The 19,978-nt window shown below is 71.6% G+C and carries 20 protein-coding genes and 1 pseudogene; 5 read left to right on the forward strand and 16 right to left on the reverse strand.

Features of this window, described 5'->3' with window-relative positions; translation table 11 throughout:
• Positions 1–565: 565 nt before the first annotated feature.
• The 3 genes from BST11_RS11275 (at position 566) to BST11_RS11285 (ending at position 3,316) form a co-directional block, all read left to right on the forward strand.
• Entirely contained in the window at positions 566–1,810 is a 1,245-nt protein-coding gene (locus BST11_RS11275) for a PPE family protein (protein ID WP_083138066.1), read from the forward strand.
• Positions 1,811–1,964: 154 nt separating this feature from the next.
• Positions 1,965–2,258, forward strand: a complete 294-nt coding sequence (locus BST11_RS11280) for a hypothetical protein (protein ID WP_083138067.1) — start codon at positions 1,965–1,967, stop codon at positions 2,256–2,258.
• Positions 2,259–2,461: 203 nt separating this feature from the next.
• Positions 2,462–3,316 (forward strand): PPE domain-containing protein, encoded by an 855-nt coding sequence (locus tag BST11_RS11285; RefSeq protein ID WP_083138068.1) that lies wholly within the window; start codon positions 2,462–2,464, stop codon positions 3,314–3,316.
• A gap of 8 nt (positions 3,317–3,324) precedes the next feature.
• Here the strand turns inward: BST11_RS11285 and BST11_RS11290 are convergent, their stop codons facing one another.
• The 10 genes from BST11_RS11290 to dxr form a co-directional block, all read right to left on the reverse strand.
• Entirely contained in the window at positions 3,325–4,062 is a 738-nt protein-coding gene (locus BST11_RS11290) for a gamma-glutamyl-gamma-aminobutyrate hydrolase family protein (protein ID WP_244897618.1), read from the reverse strand.
• Entirely contained in the window at positions 4,056–4,607 is a 552-nt protein-coding gene (locus BST11_RS11295) for an alpha/beta hydrolase (RefSeq protein ID WP_068207651.1), read from the reverse strand. The genes BST11_RS11290 and BST11_RS11295 overlap by 7 nt, the downstream gene beginning before the upstream one ends.
• Positions 4,608–4,655: 48 nt before the next feature.
• On the reverse strand, positions 4,656–6,164 hold the full coding sequence (locus BST11_RS11300; RefSeq protein WP_211284695.1) for a cobyric acid synthase: 1,509 nt from the start codon (positions 6,162–6,164) through the stop codon (positions 4,656–4,658).
• Positions 6,165–6,170: 6 nt separating this feature from the next.
• Positions 6,171–7,028, reverse strand: coding sequence for a type I methionyl aminopeptidase (map, locus tag BST11_RS11305; RefSeq protein ID WP_083138069.1), 858 nt, complete (start codon positions 7,026–7,028; stop codon positions 6,171–6,173).
• A 96-nt stretch (positions 7,029–7,124) separates the two neighbouring features.
• On the reverse strand, positions 7,125–7,721 hold the full coding sequence (locus tag BST11_RS11310; protein WP_067324966.1) for a DUF1707 SHOCT-like domain-containing protein: 597 nt from the start codon (positions 7,719–7,721) through the stop codon (positions 7,125–7,127).
• Positions 7,722–7,759: 38 nt separating this feature from the next.
• On the reverse strand, positions 7,760–9,583 hold the full coding sequence (locus BST11_RS11315) for a penicillin-binding transpeptidase domain-containing protein (protein WP_083138070.1): 1,824 nt from the start codon (positions 9,581–9,583) through the stop codon (positions 7,760–7,762).
• A 132-nt stretch (positions 9,584–9,715) separates the two neighbouring features.
• Entirely contained in the window at positions 9,716–10,570 is an 855-nt protein-coding gene (locus tag BST11_RS11320) for a GNAT family N-acetyltransferase (protein WP_083138071.1), read from the reverse strand.
• Between the two features lie 53 nt (positions 10,571–10,623).
• Entirely contained in the window at positions 10,624–11,763 is a 1,140-nt protein-coding gene (ispG, locus tag BST11_RS11325; RefSeq protein ID WP_083138120.1) for a flavodoxin-dependent (E)-4-hydroxy-3-methylbut-2-enyl-diphosphate synthase, read from the reverse strand.
• Positions 11,764–11,786: 23 nt separating this feature from the next.
• Entirely contained in the window at positions 11,787–12,995 is a 1,209-nt protein-coding gene (locus BST11_RS11330) for a M50 family metallopeptidase (RefSeq protein ID WP_083138072.1), read from the reverse strand.
• The gene (gene dxr / locus BST11_RS11335; RefSeq protein WP_083138073.1) at positions 12,992–14,212 is read right to left on the reverse strand and encodes a 1-deoxy-D-xylulose-5-phosphate reductoisomerase; all 1,221 of its coding nucleotides are present in this window, start codon (positions 14,210–14,212) and stop codon (positions 12,992–12,994) included. The genes BST11_RS11330 and dxr overlap by 4 nt, the downstream gene beginning before the upstream one ends.
• Positions 14,213–14,278: 66 nt before the next feature.
• Here dxr and BST11_RS28520 point away from each other — a divergent pair, with 66 nt between their 5' ends.
• A complete protein-coding gene (locus tag BST11_RS28520) occupies positions 14,279–14,533 on the forward strand; it encodes a DUF2631 domain-containing protein (RefSeq protein ID WP_082958028.1) in 255 nt (84 codons plus the stop codon).
• 21 nt (positions 14,534–14,554) lie between these two features.
• Here the strand turns inward: BST11_RS28520 and BST11_RS11345 are convergent.
• The 6 genes and pseudogenes from BST11_RS11345 to pyrH form a co-directional block, all read right to left on the reverse strand.
• Positions 14,555–15,397, reverse strand: a pseudogene (locus BST11_RS11345) (cytochrome c biogenesis CcdA family protein); the annotation flags it as partial.
• Positions 15,398–15,401: 4 nt separating this feature from the next.
• Positions 15,402–15,905, reverse strand: coding sequence for a disulfide bond-forming protein DsbE (gene dsbE, locus BST11_RS11350; RefSeq protein ID WP_083138074.1), 504 nt, complete (start codon positions 15,903–15,905; stop codon positions 15,402–15,404).
• Between the two features lie 70 nt (positions 15,906–15,975).
• Entirely contained in the window at positions 15,976–17,088 is a 1,113-nt protein-coding gene (rlmN, locus tag BST11_RS11355) for a dual-specificity RNA methyltransferase RlmN (RefSeq protein ID WP_083138075.1), read from the reverse strand.
• A 22-nt stretch (positions 17,089–17,110) separates the two neighbouring features.
• Complete coding sequence (locus tag BST11_RS11360) at positions 17,111–18,049, reverse strand: phosphatidate cytidylyltransferase (protein WP_372509675.1); 939 nt, start codon at positions 18,047–18,049, stop codon at positions 17,111–17,113.
• A 16-nt stretch (positions 18,050–18,065) separates the two neighbouring features.
• Positions 18,066–18,623 carry a ribosome recycling factor gene (gene frr / locus BST11_RS11365; RefSeq protein WP_067324950.1) on the reverse strand — a complete coding sequence of 186 codons (558 nt, stop codon included), beginning with the start codon at positions 18,621–18,623 and terminating at the stop codon, positions 18,066–18,068.
• Positions 18,624–18,638: 15 nt separating this feature from the next.
• Positions 18,639–19,394 carry a UMP kinase gene (gene pyrH / locus BST11_RS11370; RefSeq protein WP_067324948.1) on the reverse strand — a complete coding sequence of 252 codons (756 nt, stop codon included), beginning with the start codon at positions 19,392–19,394 and terminating at the stop codon, positions 18,639–18,641.
• Between the two features lie 261 nt (positions 19,395–19,655).
• Here pyrH and mbp1 point away from each other — a divergent pair, with 261 nt between their 5' ends.
• Positions 19,656–19,892, forward strand: a complete 237-nt coding sequence (mbp1, locus tag BST11_RS11375) for a microaggregate-binding protein 1 (RefSeq protein ID WP_083138077.1) — start codon at positions 19,656–19,658, stop codon at positions 19,890–19,892.
• Positions 19,893–19,978: the final 86 nt, after the last annotated feature.

Consider the following 19,978-nt stretch of genomic DNA (forward strand, 5'->3'; position numbering starts at 1 on the left):
CACGGGGGTCGGCGTGGCTACGGTCAACGTGCGGCAACTTTGTTTCCGCTATGAAGGAGACGCCGATTATCAGGCCTTCGTCAGCCCGGGCCTTCTGGGCCGCGGGCCGGATACGCGGCTGCTCCCCTATTGATTTGCGCGGCGCGCAGATTGAGGAGAAGTGGACGGTGTCGGCCCAACGCGTCGGCCCAGGCGCGTTGACATAACGGCGTGGCTTCATCCCAAGCCACGATCACCACCGAACCGTAAGCCGGGTCCGACCACCCTCGTGTCGTCCGGACCCCATCGTCACGGGCCCTCCCCCGTGTCGAGTCACAAGCAGAAGTCGCGGCCGTAGCGTTTCAGCGGTCCGGCGCGTGCTTGGACATCTGAAAAACCTTCCCTCAGGCCGTCTTAGCGCACGTTGGCATATCGCGAACGTGCGTCGTAGTCATGCGCTCCGAACCGCGTCAGCGCCGAATTCCGATCGAATCATCAAGGAGAATCATGTCATTCGTCATCATCATACCGAAAACGCCTTGTACAGCAGCCAATACACGCGCGGCGATCTGAAGGGACCCGTCCCATGGACTTCGCAGCGCTCCCACCAGAGATCAACTCCGCCCGCATGTACGCCGGACCCGGCGCGGCGCCCATGCTGGCCGCGGCGACGGCGTGGGATGGCCTGGCCGCCGAATTGTCGCAAGCCGCAAGCAATTACGGGATTGTTATCGCGGACACCACAAGCGGCCCGTGGCGTGGCCCGGCATCGGTGTCGATGGGGGCGGCCGCCGCGCGGTATGTCGCCTGGCTGGGGATGACCGCCACCCAGGCCGGGCGGTCCGCAACCCAGGCCAAGGCGGCGGCCGCGGCGTATGAGGCGGCGTTCGCCATGACGGTGCCGCCGCTGGTGATCGCGGCCAACCGAGTCCGGTTGGCCGCGCTGGTGGCCACCAACCTCCTCGGCCAAAACACCCCCGCGATCGCGGCCACCGAGGCCGAGTACGCCGACATGTGGGCCCAGGACGCGGCGGCGATGTACGGCTACGCGAGCTCGTCGGCCGCCGCGTCTACGCTGACGCCGTTCACCGGGCCGCCGCCGACCGTCAGCGACGACGCCGGCGTCCCCGCCCAGGCCGCCGGCGCCGCCACCACCACCCAAGCGACGCTCACGCGGCTGATGTCCGAGCTGCCCACCGCCCTACAGGGTCTCGCCGGGCCGGGATCGGGCGGCACCACACCCGCGGCGACGCTGACCGAAATGGAGGCCTGGGCCGGCCTCGGCGGAACTGACTTGTCCAGCCCCGCGGGCATTCTCGACTTCCTGGCCGGTACGGACGGCTCGTCGGTGGGGGCGTTCCTCAACGACAACGGCCTGAACACCCTGTTTTCCTCGGGGTTTTACATGCCCGGCAACTTCTTGGGCACGATGACCGACTTCGTCGGCATGCAGGGCGCGGGGGCGGCCACGGACGCCGCCACAAACGCCGCCACAGACGCCGCCGCCGCGGTCGGCGACGCGGCGGGCGCCGCGACCGGCGATCTCGGCAATGCGGTGGGCGGGCTGGGCCGCGCCGTGTCGGCGGGGGTGGGCAACGCCCCCGCGATCGGACCGCTGTCGGTGCCGCCCTCGTGGACGGCGACCGGGCCGATCGGCGGGGCCGCGTCGGCGCTGTCACCCAATGGCGTCGCCACCCCCGGGGTCGGGGAGGGGTTGTCCAGCATGATGGGCGGCATGCCGCTGGTCAGCCCGCAGGCGCGCGGCCTCGCCGACGTCCCCCGCTACGGGTTCAGGCCGAACATCGTGGTCCATCCGCCGGCGGCCGGATGACGGCACCGGCCGGGCGCGTCGCTGATAGGATCGCCGCACTGTGAGTTTCCGTGGCGCGGGCAGAGCTTCGCGACTTGCACGACGGCGGGCAGCCGTCGCCCTCGTTGCGGGCCTGTCACTCGTCGTCGCCACCCTGGGATGCTGCGCCCTTCCGGTGGAGATTGCCGCCGGCCCGTCCGACGTGGCGGTGGCATCGCTGAGCGCCGCGGCGCAGAGCCACGCCGACTACGGCTCCACCCTCAACGACGACAAGGCATTCAAGAGCGGCGGCCTCAGACGCGATCGGGCGCCGGGTTTCCCGACTCCCGCCCCGCGCGCCGCCTGGACGCCGGCGTCCCCGTCACCGGCGGCGTGGCCGCCCCGCGCGGGCGAGAAGTGCTGCCGGGTGTCCGCGGGCGTCCTTGCCGGACAGGATCTCCTGGCTCACCTCTGCGTCTGCCGGTGCTGATCGGCGCCCGCGCCACGTTGCCGTGACCCCTGGGCGCCGCGAGCGCGCCTTGCGGAGGAACCGCCGGACCCCGGCGGCAACCCGCGGCAACCGGCACAGCCGGCCCCATTCGCGTCGTGACCAAAGGAAACCCTCGTGTTTGAAAGACATCCGTATTCAGCTCACCCGGCCCCCGATCCGCACCGCGGCGAGGCCGGCTAGCCATGGACTTCGGGGCGCTACCGCCGGAGGTGCACTCCGCGCGAATGCATTCGGGCTGCGGCGCGGGATCGCTGCTGGCCGCGGCCGAGGCCTGGGACCGGCTCGCGGCGGCGGTCTCCGCGGCGGCGGCGAAGTACCGGGATGTCACCACGACCCGGCAGGCGGAATCGCACATCGCGTGGCTGCAGGCCACCGCCGCGCTGGCCGCGCACACGGCCCACCAGGCCAAGGCCACCGCCGCCGCGTTCGAGTCGGCGCGCGCGGCGACGGTGCCGCCGCAGGAGGTCGTCACCAACCGCGCCTGGCGGACATCCCTGGCCGCGACGAATCACCTGGGCCAGGGCGCCCACGCCATCGCGGCGGCGGAGGCCGACTACGACAAGATGTGGGCGCGGGACGCCGCCGCCATGTACGGCTACGCCCGCGCCGCCGCGGCAGCCTCGGCGCTGAGCCCGTTCACGTCGCCGGCCGCGGCGGCGGGCGACGGCGGTGACCAGGGCGACGGCCAGGAGATCGTTTCGACCGGGTCGGAACTGATCTTGATGCTGCCCACCGCGCTGCAGGCGCTGTCGTCGGCGTCACCCGACCGGTTCAACGCGGCGCTGCTGGCGATGTCGTCGTCGCTGGCGGAGCTGAGCTCGCTGAAATTGGGGTTCGCCCGGGGCGCCAGCGTGCCGCTGGCCGTCGCGGTCACCGGCGCCGCCCGGGCGGTGTGGGGCAAGCGGCCGTCGATCATCGCCAGATTCGGCGGCGCGGCATCGATCGCGGGGATGGCGGTGCCGCGCGCCTGGGAGCCGGCCCCCGACGCCGTCGGCACGAGCTCGGCCGCGGCGCTGGGCCGGCGCGCCGGCCGCTGACCCGCACGTCAACGGCGCGCGTAGGACCGCGCCGCCCGCACCACCGCCTCGAACAGCCGCAGGTCGTCGAGCGACTGCTCCGGATGCCATTGCACCGCGAGGGCAAAGGCCGCCCCGGGCAGCTCCAGCGCCTCGACCACGCCGTCGGCGTCCAGCGCGGACACCACCAGGCCGTCGCCGACCTGGTCGATGGCCTGGTGGTGGTAGCACGGCGCGTCGACGGACTCCCCCAGCAGCGCGGCGAGCCGGGTGCCCGCCACGGTGCGCACCGGCAACCGGGTGAACACCCCGTTGCCGGCCCGGTGGCCGCCGTGGCCGACGACGTCGGGCAGGTGCTGGTGCAGCGTGCCGCCCCGCGCGACGTTAAGCACCTGGGCGCCGCGACAGATGCCCAGCACCGGAAGCCCACGGTCCAGCGCGCCGCGCAGCAGCGCGAACTCGAGGGCGTCGCGGTCGGCGCGGGGCCGGTCGGTGGCCGGGTGCGGTTGCTGGCCGTAGCTCGCGGGGTCGAGGTCGTAGCCCCCGGTGATCACCAGCGCGTCCAGGCCGTCGAGCAGGCTTGCGGTGGTGTCGGGGCCGGCCGGCTGCGGCGGCAGCAGCACCGCGGCGCCACCGGCCTCGACCACGCCCTCGACGTAGTCGGCCGGCAGGTAACCGGCGGCGATGTCCCAGATCCCCGCCTGCACCCGCTCGCGGTAGGCCGTCAAGCCCACCACCGGCTTGGCGTTCAAGCCCACGCCTACCAGGTGCTGGTGCGCAGCACGATCTCGGCGGCCAACTGCGCCGTCGACTCCTGCAGGGTGCGCCGGCCGAGGTCCACCACGCGGTATTCGGCGTACACGTAGCGCTGGCTCGCGTCGGCCACCGCCCGGGCGGCCGCGGAGCTCACCAGCACCGTGGTGCCGATCTCCACCGGCGGGCAGTGCTCGTCGAGGACCACGCCCCTGGGGTCGGCCACCCGCGGGTGCCCGCGGTCGATCACGATCAGGCCCACGAACCGGCCCAGCCGCGTCGCGGCCAGCTCCCAGGCCAGCTCGGCGCCGGCGCGGTCGCCGAAGACGACGGCCCAGCGGATCCCGAGTGCGTCGAGGATGCCGACCACCGACTTGGCGGTCAGCCGTGGGTCGAGTCCGATGACTACGGTCCGCAGCGATGCCGTGTGCAGGCGCTCGCACACCGCGTCGTACGCGACGGGCGCCCGCTGCTGGTCGCCGAGGATGACGACCACGACGCCCTTGTCCGGACCGGCGACAGCCACCGGAACGGGAAACCCGTCGAGCGTGGTCATCATCGAGTGCACTCACGCACGCTACCTGCAAATGGGCAGCGTGCGCGAGGGTTACGGCCGCAGATCGATCGCGACGCCCGGGCGCCGCGGCGGCGGGCCGTCGAGCAGGCCGAGGACGGCGTCGACGTCGAGGTGCGCGGCGAGCAGGTCGGCGATCGCGTCCAGCTGGGCGTCGCGCCGCGCGGCGACGTCGGTCTCGGCCGCGACGAACCCGCCACGGCCGGCCGCGTCGGCGACCCGGGCGAGCCACGCCCGGCGGAAGTCGTCGTTGTCGAGCAGGCCGTGCCAGTGGGTGCCGAACACCGCGCCGCGCGCGATGCCCTGGGGCTCGGAGTCGACCTCGAACCAGCCGGGCTCGTCGCACCGGGAGAGCCGGCCGTGATGGATTTCGTATCCGGACAGGGGCCCGTGCCGCCGGCGCAGGACCTTCGCCTCGCCGAAACGGATGTCGGCGTCCAGCAGTCCCAGGCCCTCGACCTCCCCCGCGCCGGATTCCACCGCGTCGTCGATGCGCCGACAGAGCATCTGGAAACCGCCGCAGATCCCCAGCACCGGCTTGCCGGCCCGCGCGTGGCCGGCGATCGCGCCGGCCAGGCCGCGGTCGCGCAGCCAGGACAGGTCGGCGACGGTGGCCTTGCTGCCGGGGAGCACCACCAGGTCGGCGTCGGCCAAATCGGCGGGGTCGGTGACCCAGCGCACCAGCACGCCGGGCTCGCACGCCAGCGCCTCGATGTCGGTGGAGTTGGAGATCCGGGGCAGCCGGACCGCGGCCACCTTGAGCCACTCGGCGCCGCGCGGCGGGCTCGGGGTGCCGACGACGGTGCGCGCGACCACCGACAGCGAGTCCTCGGCGTCGAGCCACAGCTCGTCGGCGTACGGCAGCACCCCGTAGGTCGGGCGGCCGGTCAGCGCGCGCAACTGCTCGAGGCCGGGCTTCAGCAGGGCGGGATCGCCGCGGAACTTGTTGACGACGAAGCCGGCGATCAGCGCCTGGTCGTCGGGGTCGAGCACCGCGACCGTCCCGAACAGGTGCGCCAACAGCCCCCCGCGGTCGATGTCCCCCACCACGATCACCGGCAGGTTTGCCGCGCGGGCCAGCCCCATGTTCGCCAAATCCGTTGTGCGCAAGTTGATCTCGGCCGGCGATCCGGCCCCCTCACAGATCACCGCGTCGAATTCGTCGCGCAGGCGGGATAATTCGTCCGCGACGACGCGGGCGAGCCGGTCGCGATGCGCGAAATAGCCGGCCGCGGTGACCGAGTCGGCGACCTGACCCCGGATCACCAGCTGCGACGTGCGGTCGCCGCCCGGCTTGAGCAGGATCGGGTTGAACCGCACGCTGGGCTCCAGCCCCGCCGCCCGCGCCTGGATCGCCTGGGCGCGGCCGATCTCGCCGCCCTCGATGGTGACGACGGAGTTGTTGGACATGTTCTGCGCCTTGAACGGCGCGACCTTCACGCCGCGGCGGCTCAGCAGCCGGCACAGGCCCGCGACCACCACCGATTTGCCGGCGTCGGAGCTGGTGCCGGCGACGAGCAGCGCCCCGCTCACTCCGACCATGGCTCCTTATATTGCGGTGAGGACTTCGGCGCCGGTGTCGGTGACCACCAGGGTGTGCTCGAACTGGGCGGTCCACTTGCGGTCCTTGGTGACCACGGTCCAGCCGTCGGGCCAGATCTCGTAGTCCAGCGCGCCGAGGTTGATCATCGGCTCGATGGTGAACGTCATGCCCGGCTGCATGATCGTCGCGACGGCGGGCTGCTCGTAGTGCAGCACGACCAGCCCGTTGTGGAAGGTGGTCCCGATGCCGTGGCCGGTGAAGTCGCGAACGACGTTGTAGCCGAATCGGTTTGCGTAGGACTCGATGACGCGGCCCACCACCGACAGGGCGCGACCGGGCTTGACGGCGTTGATCGCGCGCATCGTGGCCTCGCGGGTGCGCTCGACGAGCAGCCGGTGCTCCTCGGCGACGTCGCCCGCCAGAAACGTCGCATTGGTGTCGCCGTGCACCCCGTCGATGTAGGCGGTGACGTCGATGTTGACGATGTCGCCATCCTCGATCACCGTCGAGTCCGGGATCCCGTGGCAGATCACCTCGTTGAGCGACGTGCAGCACGACTTCGGGAATCCCTTGTAGCCCAGCGTCGACGGGTAGGCCCCGTTGTCGACCATGTATTCGTGGGCGATCCGGTCCAGTTCGTCGGTCGTCACTCCCGGCGCCACCGCCTTGCCCGCCTCCGCCAGCGCACCGGCCGCGATCCGGCCGGCGATGCGCATCTTCTCGATCACCTCGGGCGTCTGCACCCAGGGCTCGCTGCCCTCCCGGGCGGTCGACTTGCCGACGTATTCCGGGCGGGCGATGCGCCCGGGCACCGGCCGGGTCGGCGAGATCACCCCGGGGGCAAGTGCGGTCCGAGCGGGCATGTCCGCTAGCTTAGCCGGGCCGGCCGCCCCGCCGGATCGCGTTCACTCTGCGCTGAGGGCGGCCGCTTCTCACGCTTTGCCGCCATAGCCGCAGAGTCAAGGGCGGGGCCGGCGCAGCAGCGAGCGCCGCGGGCCGCGGATGACCACCGACCCGCACACCACCCGGCCGGTCAGCACGACGTGCGGCCTCCCCTCGCCCGGCGCGTCCTTGCGGCGGTCGGCGGCGCTGCCCACGTAGACCTCGACGTCGTCGATCGAGGCGCTGGCGCCGTCGGGCAGGCGGACCTCCACCGAGCCGAACCTCATGTCGAGCTCGATGACCACGACCGGGCCGGCGAACCGGGCCCGGGTGAGGTCGAGCTGCACCGAACCCAGCCGCCGCACCAGCGCCAACCGGGTGGGCACGGTCCATTCGCCGTGGCGTTTGAGCGAGCCGGCCCAGCCGCGCAGCTCCACCCGGTCGGCCGCCGACGTGACGATCGCGCCGGGCCCGGGCAGGTCGCCGACGAGCCCGTCCAGCTCACTTCGGGTGCGCGCGTACGACACCCGCGACGAGCGCTGCTCGAACTCGTCGATGTCGATCAGCCCCAGCGCGACGGCGTTGTGCAGGCGGCGCAGCGTGCCGTTCCGGTCGGCGTCGGAGATGCGCAGTGACGTCGGAGCGGCCACTTCCCCACCGGATGTTTCGCCCATGCTCGCAACTTACCGCCGAAAGCGGGGGGCGGACCGGTTCAGGCCAGGTAGTCGCGGGGCAGCGATTCGAACATCACCTTGGTCATCCGGACCGCGTATTCCGAGCTGCCACCCCCGACGATCAGCGCCGCGAACGCCAGGTCGCCGCGATAGCCGGCGAACCACGAGTGCGACCCGCCCGGGAACTCCGCCTCGCCGGTCTTCCCGTAGATCTCGCCGCAGCAACTCGAGATCTCCTTGGCGGTCCCGTTGGTCACGACCAGCCGCATCATCGGGCGCAGCGCGTCGACCATCTTCGGGGAGATCGGCGTGACCGGAATTTCCGGCCCCTCGACCGTCGTGGGCCGCCCGGCGATCAGCTGCGGCACCGGGGTCTTGCCGGCGTCGACGGTGGCCGCCACCAGCGCCATGCCGAACGGGCTGGCCAGCACCTTGCCCTGGCCGAAGCCGTCCTCGGTGCGCTCGGCCAAATCCACGGTGGGGGGCACCGACCCGGTCACCGTGGTGATGCCGTCCACCGTGTAGTCCACCCCGATGCCGTAGCGGTGGGCCGCCTGGGTCAGGCCGCGGGGCGGCATCCTGCTGCTCAGCTCGGCGAACGTGGTGTTGCACGAACTGGCGAAGGCACGCGAGAGCGGCACCACGCCCAGGTCGAAGCCGCCGTAGTTGGGAATGGTGCGGTGGCCGATGTCGATGCGGCCCGGGCAGCCCAGCATGGTGTTGGGCGTGGCCATGTCGCGCTCGACGGCGGCGCCGGCGGTGACCATCTTGAACGTCGACCCCGGCGGGAACAGGCCGTTGGCGGCCGGCAGGCCGTCGTCGTCGGCGCCCTTGTTCTGCGCGATCGCGAGGATCTCCCCCGTCGAGGGCTTGATGACGACGATCATCGCCTTGCCGCCGCGGGTGTCCACCGCGCGCTGCGCGGCGTTCTGCACCGCGCGGTCCAGCGTGATCGACACCGACGGCGCCGGGGACCCCTCGACCTCGTGCAGCACGGCCACGTCGACGCCGTTCTGGTTGACGCTGACCACCCGCCAGCCGGCCTGGCCGTCGAGCTGATCGGCCACCGCCTTTTTCACCTCGCGGATGACGGCCGGCGCGAAATGCGGGTCGGTGGGCAGCATCTCGGCCAGCGGCGTGATCACGATGCCGGGCAGCCTGCCGATCGCCGGGAACACCTTGTCGTTGTCGTCCGGGTACAGCGTCACCAGGTCCAGCGGCTGGGTCGCCGACGTCGCCTGCTCGGCGAGCAGCTGCGGGTCGGCGAGCGTGTCGTTGAACGGCCGCAGCACGTCAACCACCGCGTGGGCCGTCCCGATCAGCGCGGGCCCGGCCTGCGTGGCGTCGAGCGTGTAGTGGTACAGGTAGCCGGGGGCCAGCACGTCGCTGCCGCCCAGCTCGTTGACCGAGGCGCGCCGCGGCCGGTCGGCGCGCAACGCGAAGGTCTGGTGCTCGCCCAGCTTGGGGTGCAGCCCGGTGGTGGTCCAGCGGACCTCCCAGCGGCCCTCGTCGCGGGCCATCTTCAGCTGGCCGTCGTAGCTCCAGGTCCGGTCCCTGGGCAGGTGCCAGGTGAAACGGTAGTCGACCGTGCCGGTGTCCTCGGCGTATTTCGCGCTGAGGACCTGCGCGTCCAGGTGGGTGGCCTGCAGGCCGGCCCAGGCGGCGTTGAGCGCCTCGCGCGCCTCGTTGGGGTCGTCGCTGAGCTGCGCGGCGGTCGCGGTGTCGCCGGTGGAAAGCGCGCGGAAGAACTTCTCGGCGGCCGGGCCGGGGCCGTCGGGCCGGGGGGTGCAGCCGGACAGGGCGCCGGCCGCGACGAGCAGCACACACGCGACGGCCGAGGCCAGTGTTGTTCGAGTTGCCATCGTTACAGATGTTATGTCGGGGGCGGCGTCGCCAGCGCCGACACACCGAGACCGAATCGTGATGCACCGCGCGCGTAACCGCACGGCGAAAACCGCGGTGGAAAAGCGCAGCCGGGTTACGGTCGCGGCCGCTCAGTCCAGCAGGACCGTCGCGAAGGTGCCGACCTCGGCGAAGCCCACCTTCGCGTACGCGGCGCGGGCGACCGTGTTGAAGTCGTTCACGTACAGGCTCGCCATCCGGCCGCTGCCGACGATGACCGCGGCGACCGTCGCGGTGCCCGCGGTGCCCAAGCCCATGCCGCGCCACTCCGGGTGCACCCACACCCCCTGGATCTGTCCGACCCCGGGCGACTGCGACCCCACCTCGGCCTTGAACACCACCTGACCCTGCTCGAAGCGGGCCCAGGCCCGCCCCGCCCCGATCAGGCTGGCCACCCGCCGGCGGTAGCCCCGGCCGCCGTCGCCGAGCCGCGGGTCGACCCCCACCTCGCCGATGAACATGTCCACGGCGGCCACCAGGTAGGCGTCCAGCTCCTCCGGCCGGACCTGCCGCACCCCGGGGTCGATGTCGCAGCTGGGGTGCGCCCCGAGCGCCATCAGCGGCTGCCGGTCGCGCACGTCGCGGGCCGGGCCCCAGGCCGACTCGAGGCGCTCCCACATCGGCATCACCAGCTCGGCCCGGCCGACCAGCGACGAGCAGCGCCGCGTGCCGCTCATCGCCTCGTCGGCGAAGGCGGTCAGGTCGGCCGGCGCGCCGCGCAGCGGGATGAGGTTGGCGCCGGCGAAGCACAGCGACTCGTCGGGGCCGCGGCGGGTCCACAGCTCCCCGCCGATCGAGTTGGGGTCGACGCCGTAGTCGGCCACGCGGGCCGCGACCATGCACGAGCCGACCGGGTCGTCGTCGAGCACACGCCAGACGGCGGCGGCGTCGCGCACCACGGACACCCGCCGCTCACCAACCAGGCGAAAGATGGGCGGAGCCGACATGGGGAACTCTCTGTGGTGCGAAATGACGGCCAGTGCAGGGGCGCTGGCGCCTATCAGCTTACGGTCACAATCGGCGAACCGCTCGTTGTTGTTTGCGGAGCGTCCATCTCGGCGGCCAACCGCTGGGCCTCTTCGATGAGGGTCTCGACGATCTGGGCCTCCGGCACGGTCTTGATCACCTCGCCCCGAACGAAGATCTGTCCCTTGCCATTCCCCGACGCGACGCCCAGGTCGGCCTCGCGGGCCTCACCGGGGCCGTTGACGACGCAGCCCATCACCGCCACGCGCAGCGGCACGTCGAGGCCATCCAGCCCGGCGGTGACCTCGTTGGCCAGCCGGTAGACGTCGACCTGTGCGCGGCCACACGACGGGCAGGAGACGATCTCCAGCCCGCGCGGCCGCAGGTTCAGCGACTCGAGGATCTGGATGCCGACCTTGACCTCCTCCACCGGCGGCGCCGACAGCGACACCCGGATGGTGTCGCCGATGCCGCGCGACAACAGCGCGCCGAAGGCGACGGCGGACTTGATGGTGCCCTGGAAGGCGGGGCCGGCCTCGGTGACGCCGAGGTGCAGCGGGTAGTCGCACTGCGCGGCCAGCTGCTCGTAGGCGGCGACCATCACGACGGGGTCGTTGTGCTTGACGCTGATCTTGATGTCGCCGAAGCCGTGCTCCTCGAACAGCGAGGCCTCCCACAGCGCCGACTCGACCAGCGCCTCGGGCGTGGCCTTGCCGTACTTCTCCATGAACCGCCTGTCCAGCGAACCGGCGTTGACGCCGATGCGGATCGGGATGCCGGCCGCGCCGGCGGCCTTGGCGACCTCCCCGACCCGGCCGTCGAATTCCTTGATGTTGCCCGGGTTCACCCGCACCGCGGCGCATCCGGCGTCGATGGCGGCGAAGATGTACTTCGGCTGGAAGTGGATGTCGGCGATCACCGGGATCTGGCTGTGCCGGGCGATCTCGGCCAGCGCGTCGGCGTCCTCCTGGCGCGGGCAGGCCACCCGCACGATGTCGCAGCCGGTCGCGGTCAGCTCCGCGATCTGTTGCAGCGTGGAGTTGACGTCGTGGGTCTTGGTGGTGCACATCGACTGCACCGAGATCGGGTGGTCGCTGCCGACCCCGACGTCGCGGACCATCAGCTGGCGCGTGGCGCGCCGGGGCGCGAGCGTGGGCGGCGGGGCGTCCGGCATGCCCAGGCCGACGGACCCGGCGCTCACTGGAACAACCTGATCGGATTGACCAGATCGGCGGTGACCGTCAGCAGCATGTAGCCGACCACGAAGACCAGCACGACGTAGGTTGCGGGCATGAGCTTGAGGTAGTTCACGGGCGCGGCCGCGACCATGCCCCGCGTCGACCGGATGACGTTGCGGATCTTCTCGAACACCGCGATGGCGATGTGGCCGCCGTCGAACGGCAGCAGCGGCACCAGGTTGATCGCGCCCAGGATGAGGTTCAGCTGGGCCAGGAAGAACCAGAACGCCACCCACAGCCCGTGGTCGACGGTGTCGCCGCCGATGATGCTGGCCCCGACCACGCTCATCGGCGTCTGGGGGTCGCGCTGCCCGCCGCCGATGGCGTGCACGAGCGCACCGACCTTCGTCGGGATCGCCACCAGGGCCTTGCCCACCTCCACGCTCAGGTCGCCCGTGAAGGCGACGGTGGCGGGCACCGCCGACAGCGGGCCGTAGCGCGTGGGCCCGGCCTGCGCGGGGCCCACGCCGATGGCGCCGACGGTGGACAGCTCCTGCTTGCCGCCCGGCCCGCCGGAGAGCCAGCGCTGCGTCGGCTGGACGTTGACGTGGGTGGTGACCTCGGTGCCGGCGCGCTCGACGACGATTGCCGTCGCGCCGTGCGACTTGCGGATCGCGGCGGCCATGTCGTCGAAGGTGGACACCGGGGTGTCTCCGACCTTGACGACGACGTCGCCGGGGCGAATCCCGGCGAGTGCCGCCGGCCCGGGACCGTCGCACCGGCCGGGCTTGCCGGGGGCGACATCCGCTGCGACGCAGGCGGTCTGGCCGACCACGGCCTTCGGGTGCAGGTTGGGCAACCCCCACACGAGCGCGATGCCGTAGATCAGCACCAGGCAGATGACGAAGTTCATCCCGGGGCCCGCGAACAGCGTCGCGACGCGCCGCCAGGTGGCCTGCTTGTACATCGCACGGTCGCCCTCGTCGGGGGCCAGGTCCTCGACCGGGGTCATGCCCGCGATGTCGCAGAAGCCACCCAGGGGCACGGCCTTGACGCCGTATTCGGTTTCCCCGCGCCGGGTCGACCACAGCGTGGGGCCGAAGCCGACGAAGTAGCGGCGCACCTTCATGCCGGTGGCGCGGGCGACCCACATGTGGCCGCATTCGTGCAGCGCCACCGAGATGAGGATGGCGAGCGCGAACAGCACGATGCCGATAACGAACATCATCGGGTTGGCAGAACCTCCTGTGAGACTCGATCGATCCGGCGCCTGGCCATGTCGCGCGCCCAGCGCTGCGCGTCGAGTACCTCGTCCACGTTAGCCGGTTCGGCGGCCCATCGGTCGGCGACGTGCAGCACATCGGCGATGGTTTCCACGATTTTGGGGAAGGCGATCCGGCCGGTGAGAAACGCCTCCGCGGCCTCCTCGTTCACGGCGTTGTAGACGGCCGTCATGCAGCCGCCGGCCTGCCCGGCGTGCCGCGCGAGCTCGACGGCCGGGAAGACCTCGTTGTCCAGGGGCTCGAAGTCCCAGCTGGACGCGGCCGTGAACGCGCAGGCTGGGGCGGCGCCGGCCACCCGCCGCGGCCAGCCCAGGGCCAGCGAGATGGGCAGCTTCATGTCGGGCGGGCTGGCCTGGGCGATCGTCGAGCCGTCGACGAAGGTGACCATCGAGTGCACGATCGACTGGGGATGCACGACGACCTCGATGCGCTCGTAGGGGATGCCGAACAGCAGGTGCGTTTCGATGAGCTCGAGGCCCTTGTTGACCAGCGACGCCGAGTTCAGCGTGTTCATCGGGCCCATCGACCAGGTCGGGTGGGCGCCCGCCTGCTCCGGCGTGACGCCCTCGAGGTCGGCGGCGGCCCAGCCGCGAAACGGCCCGCCCGAGGCCGTCAGCACCAGCTTGGCGACCTCGTCGGGATCGCCGCCGCGCAGGCACTGCGCCAACGCGGAGTGCTCGGAGTCGACGGGCACGATCTGGCCCGGCCGCGCCGCCCGCAGCACCAGGGGCCCCCCGGCGACCAGCGACTCCTTGTTGGCCAGCGCCAGCCGCGCCCCCGACTCCAGCGCGGCCAGCGTGGGTCGCAGGCCCAGCGCGCCGACCAGCGCGTTGAGGACGACGTCGGCCTCGGTCTCGCGCACCAGGCGGGTCACCGCGTCGGGGCCGGCGAAGGGGACGTCGCCGATCCGCTGCGCGGCGCGCTCGTCGGCGACGGCGAGGTTGGTGACCCCTGTCTCGGCGCGCTGGCGCGCCAGGGCGTCCGGGTTGGCACCGCCGGCGGCCAGCCCGACCACCTCGAAGCGGTCCGGATTGGCCGCGATGACCTCCAGCGCCTGGGTGCCGATCGAGCCGGTGCTGCCCAGCACCAGCACGCGCAGGCGGCCCTCGGTCCCCGGATTGGTCACCCACCTATTGTGCCCCCGGCGGGCGACGCCGGACATCCGCGCGGGCCGCGGCGGCGGTGTGCCAGAATCTCCGGCAGAAGCCGATCAGGAAAGGGATTCCCCGTGGCCAGTACCGAGGTGGAGCACTTCAACGGCGTCGACGTCGCCGAGGTGCCGTCGGCCGCCTGGGGGTGGAGCCGGATCAACTACCGCACCTGGCGCACCACCGGGCTGGTCATCGTGATCTTTTTGCTGGCGATGCTGCGCGGCAACCACGTCGGTCACATCGAGGACGTGTTTTTGGTCGGGTTCGCCGTGCTGACGCTCTTCGTGCTGATCCGCGACGTGTGGGGCCGCCGCCGCGGTTGGCTCAGGTAGCCGCCGTTTGGCGCGTCGGCTCCGCCCCACCCGCCGATACCAGGACCCCGCCACCAGCACGGACAGGGCCACCGCCCAGGGCCATACGCCGTGCTGGTGCACCCAGCCGGCCAGCGCGCCCTGCAGCCGGCCCGCGGCGGCGATCACCGCGTCGTGGGGGTTCGCCGTGGCGCTGGAAAGGCGCAGCTCGTAGACGCCGTAGTAGCCGACGTACAGCCCGACCAGCACCAGCAGCGCGCCGCCGACCCGGTTGACGAACGGCAGGACGCGGCGCAGCCGATCGGGCAGGGCCGAGCCGGCCCGGGCCAGATCGGCCGCGGCGACGGCCAAGACGCCCACCACCAGGGTCAGGCCGGCGACGTAGGCGAGGTAGACGGCGACGCCGGTGACGACCGAGCCGCCGCGGAAGCCGGCGGCGGTCACGGCCAGGAAGGGCCCGATCGTGCACGACAGCGAGGCGATCGCGTAGCTGACCCCATACCCGTACATGGAGCCCAGCCGGACCGTCGGAGCCCAGTGCGGGCCCACCGGCCGGGCCGTCAGCTCCCGGCCCGACAGCAGCCAAATCCCCAGGGCGACAAGCGCGACGCCGATCACGACGGTCGCGTATGGCACGTAGCGCTGCACGGTCGCGGCCGCCGCGATGGTCAGCGCGCCGAACGATCCGAACACCGTCACGAACCCCAGCGCCATCATGGCGGTGGCCGTGCCCGCGCGGCCGAGCGCGGCGAGGCGCGTCCGTTCCCCGGGACGCCGCCCGCGCACCACCAGGAGCAGGTACGCCGGCAGCATGGCAAACCCGCAAGGGTTCAGCGCGGCCACCAATCCCGCGGCGAAGGCCAGGCCGACCAGTCCGCGATCCACGGGCTCAGCCGAGCGCGGCCACCCGGCCGGCCAGTTCGTCCTGGGGCATCGCCGAGGTGGGGTTGTTGACGAAGGTCGAGCTGCCGTCGGCGCGGTAGAACACGTAGGCCGGCTGCCAGGGGACGTTGTAGCGCGCCCAGATCGAGCCGTCGGCGTCGTTGAGGGTGGTGAAGTTCAGGTGGTACTTGGAGACGAAGTTCTGCATGGCGCCGACGTCCGAGTGGGCCGCGACGCCGACGAACGTGACGGCCGGGTTGGCGGCCGCCACCTGGCTGACACCGGGGGCCTCGGCGTTGCAGAACGGGCACCACGGCGTCCAGAACCACAGCACCGCCGGCTTGCCCTGCAGGGTGGCGCCGTTGAACGGCGCGCCGGAAAGCGTGGTCGCGGTGAACTGCAGGCGGTCGTCGGCGGCCGCCGCGCGCGGCACGTCGCCCAGCCCGAGGATCAGGGCGGCGGCGAAGACCGCCGCGGCCAACAGCTTGAGCACAGATGAGAACCGAAACATGCTCTGAAGACGGGCCGCCCGCCCGTCGGGTTCATCGGCGGCTCGTCGGGCGAGCGCCCGGTGGGCCTACCTACCCGCCCTCGGCGGCCAGCTGTCCGCAGGCGGCGCTGATCTCACGCCCGCGCGTATCCCGCACCGTGCACGACACCCCCGCCGCGCGGACCCGTCGCACGAATTCGCGCTCCACCGCCTTCGGGCTGGCGTCCCAGTCGCTGCCCGGCGTCGGGTTGAGGGGGATCAGGTTCACATGCACCAGCGGGCCGAGCGCGCGGTGCAGTCGCTTGCCCAGCAGGTCGGCCCGCCAGGGCTGGTCGTTGACGTCGCGGATCAGGGCGTACTCGACCGACACCCGCCGGCCCGTCACGTCCGCGTAGTAGCGGGCGGCGTCGAGCGCCTCGGCGATCTTCCACCGGTTGTTGACCGGGACCAGCGTGTCGCGCAGCTCGTCGTCGGGCGCGTGCAGCGACAGCGCGAGGGTCACCCCGAGCCGTTCGTCGGCGAGTTTGCGGATCGCCGGGGCGAGCCCGACGGTGGATACCGTTACCGAGCGGGCCGAGATGCCGAACCCGCGTGGCGGCGGTTCGGTGATGCGCCGCACCGCGGCCAGCACCCTGGCGTAGTTGGCCAGCGGCTCGCCCATGCCCATGAAGACCACGTTGGACAGCCGCTGGCTGGTGGGGCCGAAGTCGTCGCGCAGGGCCGCGGCGGCGGCGCGGACCTGTTCGAGGATCTCGGCGGTGGACAGGTTGCGCGTCAGGCCGCCCTGGCCGGTGGCGCAGAACGGGCAGGCCATGCCGCAGCCCGCCTGCGACGAGATGCACACCGTGTTGCGCTGCGGGTAACGCATCAGCACCGACTCGAAGGTGGCGCCGGCTGGGTCGTTAACGGCCCGCCACAACGTTTTTCGCGTATCGCCGGCGTCGCAGGTGACTTCGGCGACGGCGGTCAGCAGGTTCGGCAACATCGCCTCGGCGATCGCGGCGCGCACGGCGGCCGGAAGGTCGGTCATCTCCCGCGGATCGGCGACCAGCCGGCCGTAGTACTGCTGGGCGAGCTGCTTGGCGCGAAACGCCGGCAGCCCCAGCTCCGCGACGGCCGACGCGCGGCCCGCCTCGTCGAGGTCGGCCAAGTGCCGCGGCGGCCTGCCGCGGGGGGGCTCGTCGAAAATCAACTCCTGGACCATGACCTGTCCAGTATGGGCGCTGTCAGGACGGCAGCAGGGTGAACACCGTCCAGGCCGCCCACGCCGACGGCAGCACGCCGTCGAGGCGGTCCATCAGGCCGCCGTGGCCGGGCAGCAGCCGGCCCATGTCTTTGATGCCGAGATCTCGTTTGACCTGGGATTCGACCAGGTCGCCGAGCGTGCAGGTCAGCACGAGCACGACCCCCAGCACGGCGCCCTCCCACGGCGGTCTGTCGGCCAGGAAGGTCGCGGACAGGATCGCCGCGGTGACCCCGAAGACCGACGTGCCGACGAATCCCTCCCAGGACTTCTTCGGGCTGATCGTGGGGACCATCGGGTGCTTGCCGACGAGGACGCCCACCGCGTAGCCACCCACGTCGCAGGCGACGACGGTGATCATCAGGCAGAACACCCGCCCGGCGCCTTCTTTGGGGTGATAGACCAGCAGCGCGGCGAAGGAGGCGAACAGCGGGACCCATGCGGCCAGGAACAGGGTTGCCGAGGCGTCCCGCAGGTAGTGCGACGGGGCCGGCGGGCCCGCGGCGGGGTCGTGGTGTCTGCTCGGGTCCTGCATGAACAGCCGCCAGACCATGCACACGACCACCGTCGCGCCGAAGCCGGCCAGCGCGCCGCGCGCGCCGGTGGGCCAGGTCAACCAGACGGTGAGCTGCCCGCCGGCGAGCAGCGGAATGACCGGGATGACGTATCCGGCCTCGCGCAGCCGGCGCACCACCTCGTGGCTGGCGATCAGCGTGGCCCCGGAGCAGAAACCCACCCAGACGCGGGGGGCGAACAGCAGCGTGACGATGAGAACGGCGCCGATGCCGGCGCCGACCGCGATCGCGGCGGGCAGGTCGCGCCCCGCCCGTGACGCCTTCTTCGCCGGCTCCCGCACCGTTTCCTTGGATCCGCGCGCGGGCTCGTCGGGCTTGCTGCCTGCGCCGGTAGTTGCCACGGATATACGTGCTGAGCGGCCGTCAGACCTCCAGCAGCTCCCCTTCTTTGTGCTTAACCAGCTCGTCGATCTGGGTGACGTACTGATGGGTCGTCTTGTCGAGATCCTTTTCCGCCCGGCCGACCTCGTCCTCACCGGCCTCGCCGTCCTTGCGGATGCGGTGCAGTTCCTCCATCGCCTTGCGACGGATGTTGCGCACCGACACCCGGGCCTCCTCGCCCTTGTGCTTGGCCTGCTTGACCAGCTCCCGGCGGCGCTCCTCGGTCAGCTGCGGCACCGCCACCCGGATCAGGGTGCCGTCGTTGGTGGGGTTGACGCCCAGGTCGGAGTTGCGGATCGCCGTCTCGATGGCGTGCAGCTGACTGGCCTCGTAGGGCTTGATGACGACCAGCCGCGCCTCGGGGACGTTGATGCTGGCCAGCTGGGTGATCGGGGTGTTGGTGCCGTAGTAGTCGATCACGATCCGCGAGAACATCCCCGGGTTGGCGCGCCCGGTGCGAATGGTCGACAAGTCGTCGCGGGCCACGGATACGGCCTTTTCCATCTTCTCTTCCGCGTCGAAGAGAGCCTCATCAATCATGTGCGCCGCTCCTCCTCAAGTGGTGACCAGCGTCCCAATTTTCTCACCAGCGACCGCCCGGGCGATATTGCCATTGGTCAGCAGGTTGAACACCAGGATCGGCATGCCATTGTCCATGCAGAGGCTGAACGCGGTGGCGTCGGCCACCCGCAAGCCGCGGTCGATGACCTCGCGATGGCTGATCGCGGTGATCAGCTCGGCGTCCGGGTGGTGGCGCGGATCGGCGGAAAACACCCCGTCGACCGCCTTGGCCATCAGGACCACCTCGGCGCCGATCTCCAGCGCCCGCTGCGCGGCCGTGGTGTCCGTCGAGAAGTAGGGCAGCCCCATGCCGGCCCCGAAGATCACCACGCGCCCCTTCTCCAGGTGGCGCACGGCGCGCAGCGGCAGGTAGGGCTCGGCCACCTGGCCCATCGTGATCGCGGTCTGGACCCGGGTGACGATGCCCTCCTTTTCCAGGAAGTCCTGCAGCGCCAGGCTGTTCATGACGGTGCCGAGCATGCCCATGTAGTCCGAACGGGTGCGCTCCATCCCGCGCTGCTGCAGCTGCGCGCCGCGGAAGAAGTTGCCGCCGCCGATCACCACCGCGACCTGCACGCCGCCGCGGACCACCTCGGCGATCTGCCGGGCGACCTGCGCCACGACGTCGGGGTCCAGACCGACCTGGCCGCCGCCGAACATCTCGCCGCCCAGCTTGAGCAACACCCGCGAATACTTGGAGCGACCCTGCGGTACGCCGTTGGTGGCCTGGGGCTCCCCGGACTCCGTCATCAAACTCCTCGCATGACAGTGCCATCCCGGGCGGCCTCGTCCGGAACGGCATTTCACATCCTGCCTCATCGCAGCACAACGCGGCGTGGCCGGGGTGATTATCTGCACGGTTGGCTTCCCGTGCCCGATGTTTGAGCCGGGACCGCCCGGGGGAATCCGCACCGACGCGGGGCGATCCAGGGTCTTGAGAACGAGGACCGCGCGCCCGTGTGACGCTGAGCGGCAACGCTCAGCACGTACGCCGATGAGGAGGAAGCATCCATGGCGGACAACAAGTCGGGACCTGCGGAAGCAATGAAGGGCGTCGTCGAGGACGTCAAAGGCAAGGCCAAGGAAGCCGTGGGCGCGGTCGCCGGGCGCGACGACCTGACGCGCGAAGGCCAGGCCCAGCAGGACAAGGCCGAGGCACAGCGCGACGCGGCGAAGAAGGAAGCCCAGGCGGAGGCCGCTCGCGGCGGCGCCGAGGCGGCCGAGGAGCGCCAGAAGGCAAACCAGTAGCCGGTCGCAGATGATGGGTCCGGTCCGTGAAAACGGGCCGGACCCGTCGATTGTCCGGGCAGCGTAAATAGACTTTGCATAGTCTT

It is taken from the genome of Mycobacterium alsense, from assembly GCF_002086635.1.
GTDB lineage: Bacteria > Actinomycetota > Actinomycetes > Mycobacteriales > Mycobacteriaceae > Mycobacterium > Mycobacterium alsense.

Excerpts from the sequence above, each read along its gene's own strand:
- BST11_RS11275 (WP_083138066.1), top strand. The coding sequence starts at position 566 with ATGGACTTCGCAGCGCTCCCACCAGAGATCAACTCCGCCCGCATGTAC.
- BST11_RS11285 (WP_083138068.1), top strand. The coding sequence starts at position 2,462 with ATGGACTTCGGGGCGCTACCGCCGGAGGTGCACTCCGCGCGAATGCAT.
- BST11_RS11295 (WP_068207651.1), bottom strand. The coding sequence starts at position 4,607 with ATGATGACCACGCTCGACGGGTTTCCCGTTCCGGTGGCTGTCGCCGGT.
- BST11_RS11300 (WP_211284695.1), bottom strand. The coding sequence starts at position 6,164 with ATGGTCGGAGTGAGCGGGGCGCTGCTCGTCGCCGGCACCAGCTCCGAC.
- map (WP_083138069.1), bottom strand. The coding sequence starts at position 7,028 with ATGCCCGCTCGGACCGCACTTGCCCCCGGGGTGATCTCGCCGACCCGG.
- BST11_RS11310 (WP_067324966.1), bottom strand. The coding sequence starts at position 7,721 with ATGGGCGAAACATCCGGTGGGGAAGTGGCCGCTCCGACGTCACTGCGC.
- BST11_RS11315 (WP_083138070.1), bottom strand. The coding sequence starts at position 9,583 with ATGGCAACTCGAACAACACTGGCCTCGGCCGTCGCGTGTGTGCTGCTC.
- BST11_RS11320 (WP_083138071.1), bottom strand. The coding sequence starts at position 10,570 with ATGTCGGCTCCGCCCATCTTTCGCCTGGTTGGTGAGCGGCGGGTGTCC.
- ispG (WP_083138120.1), bottom strand. The coding sequence starts at position 11,763 with ATGCCGGACGCCCCGCCGCCCACGCTCGCGCCCCGGCGCGCCACGCGC.
- BST11_RS11330 (WP_083138072.1), bottom strand. The coding sequence starts at position 12,995 with ATGATGTTCGTTATCGGCATCGTGCTGTTCGCGCTCGCCATCCTCATC.
- dxr (WP_083138073.1), bottom strand. The coding sequence starts at position 14,212 with ATGTCCGGCGTCGCCCGCCGGGGGCACAATAGGTGGGTGACCAATCCG.
- dsbE (WP_083138074.1), bottom strand. The coding sequence starts at position 15,905 with ATGTTTCGGTTCTCATCTGTGCTCAAGCTGTTGGCCGCGGCGGTCTTC.
- rlmN (WP_083138075.1), bottom strand. The coding sequence starts at position 17,088 with ATGGTCCAGGAGTTGATTTTCGACGAGCCCCCCCGCGGCAGGCCGCCG.
- frr (WP_067324950.1), bottom strand. The coding sequence starts at position 18,623 with ATGATTGATGAGGCTCTCTTCGACGCGGAAGAGAAGATGGAAAAGGCC.
- pyrH (WP_067324948.1), bottom strand. The coding sequence starts at position 19,394 with ATGACGGAGTCCGGGGAGCCCCAGGCCACCAACGGCGTACCGCAGGGT.
- mbp1 (WP_083138077.1), top strand. The coding sequence starts at position 19,656 with ATGGCGGACAACAAGTCGGGACCTGCGGAAGCAATGAAGGGCGTCGTC.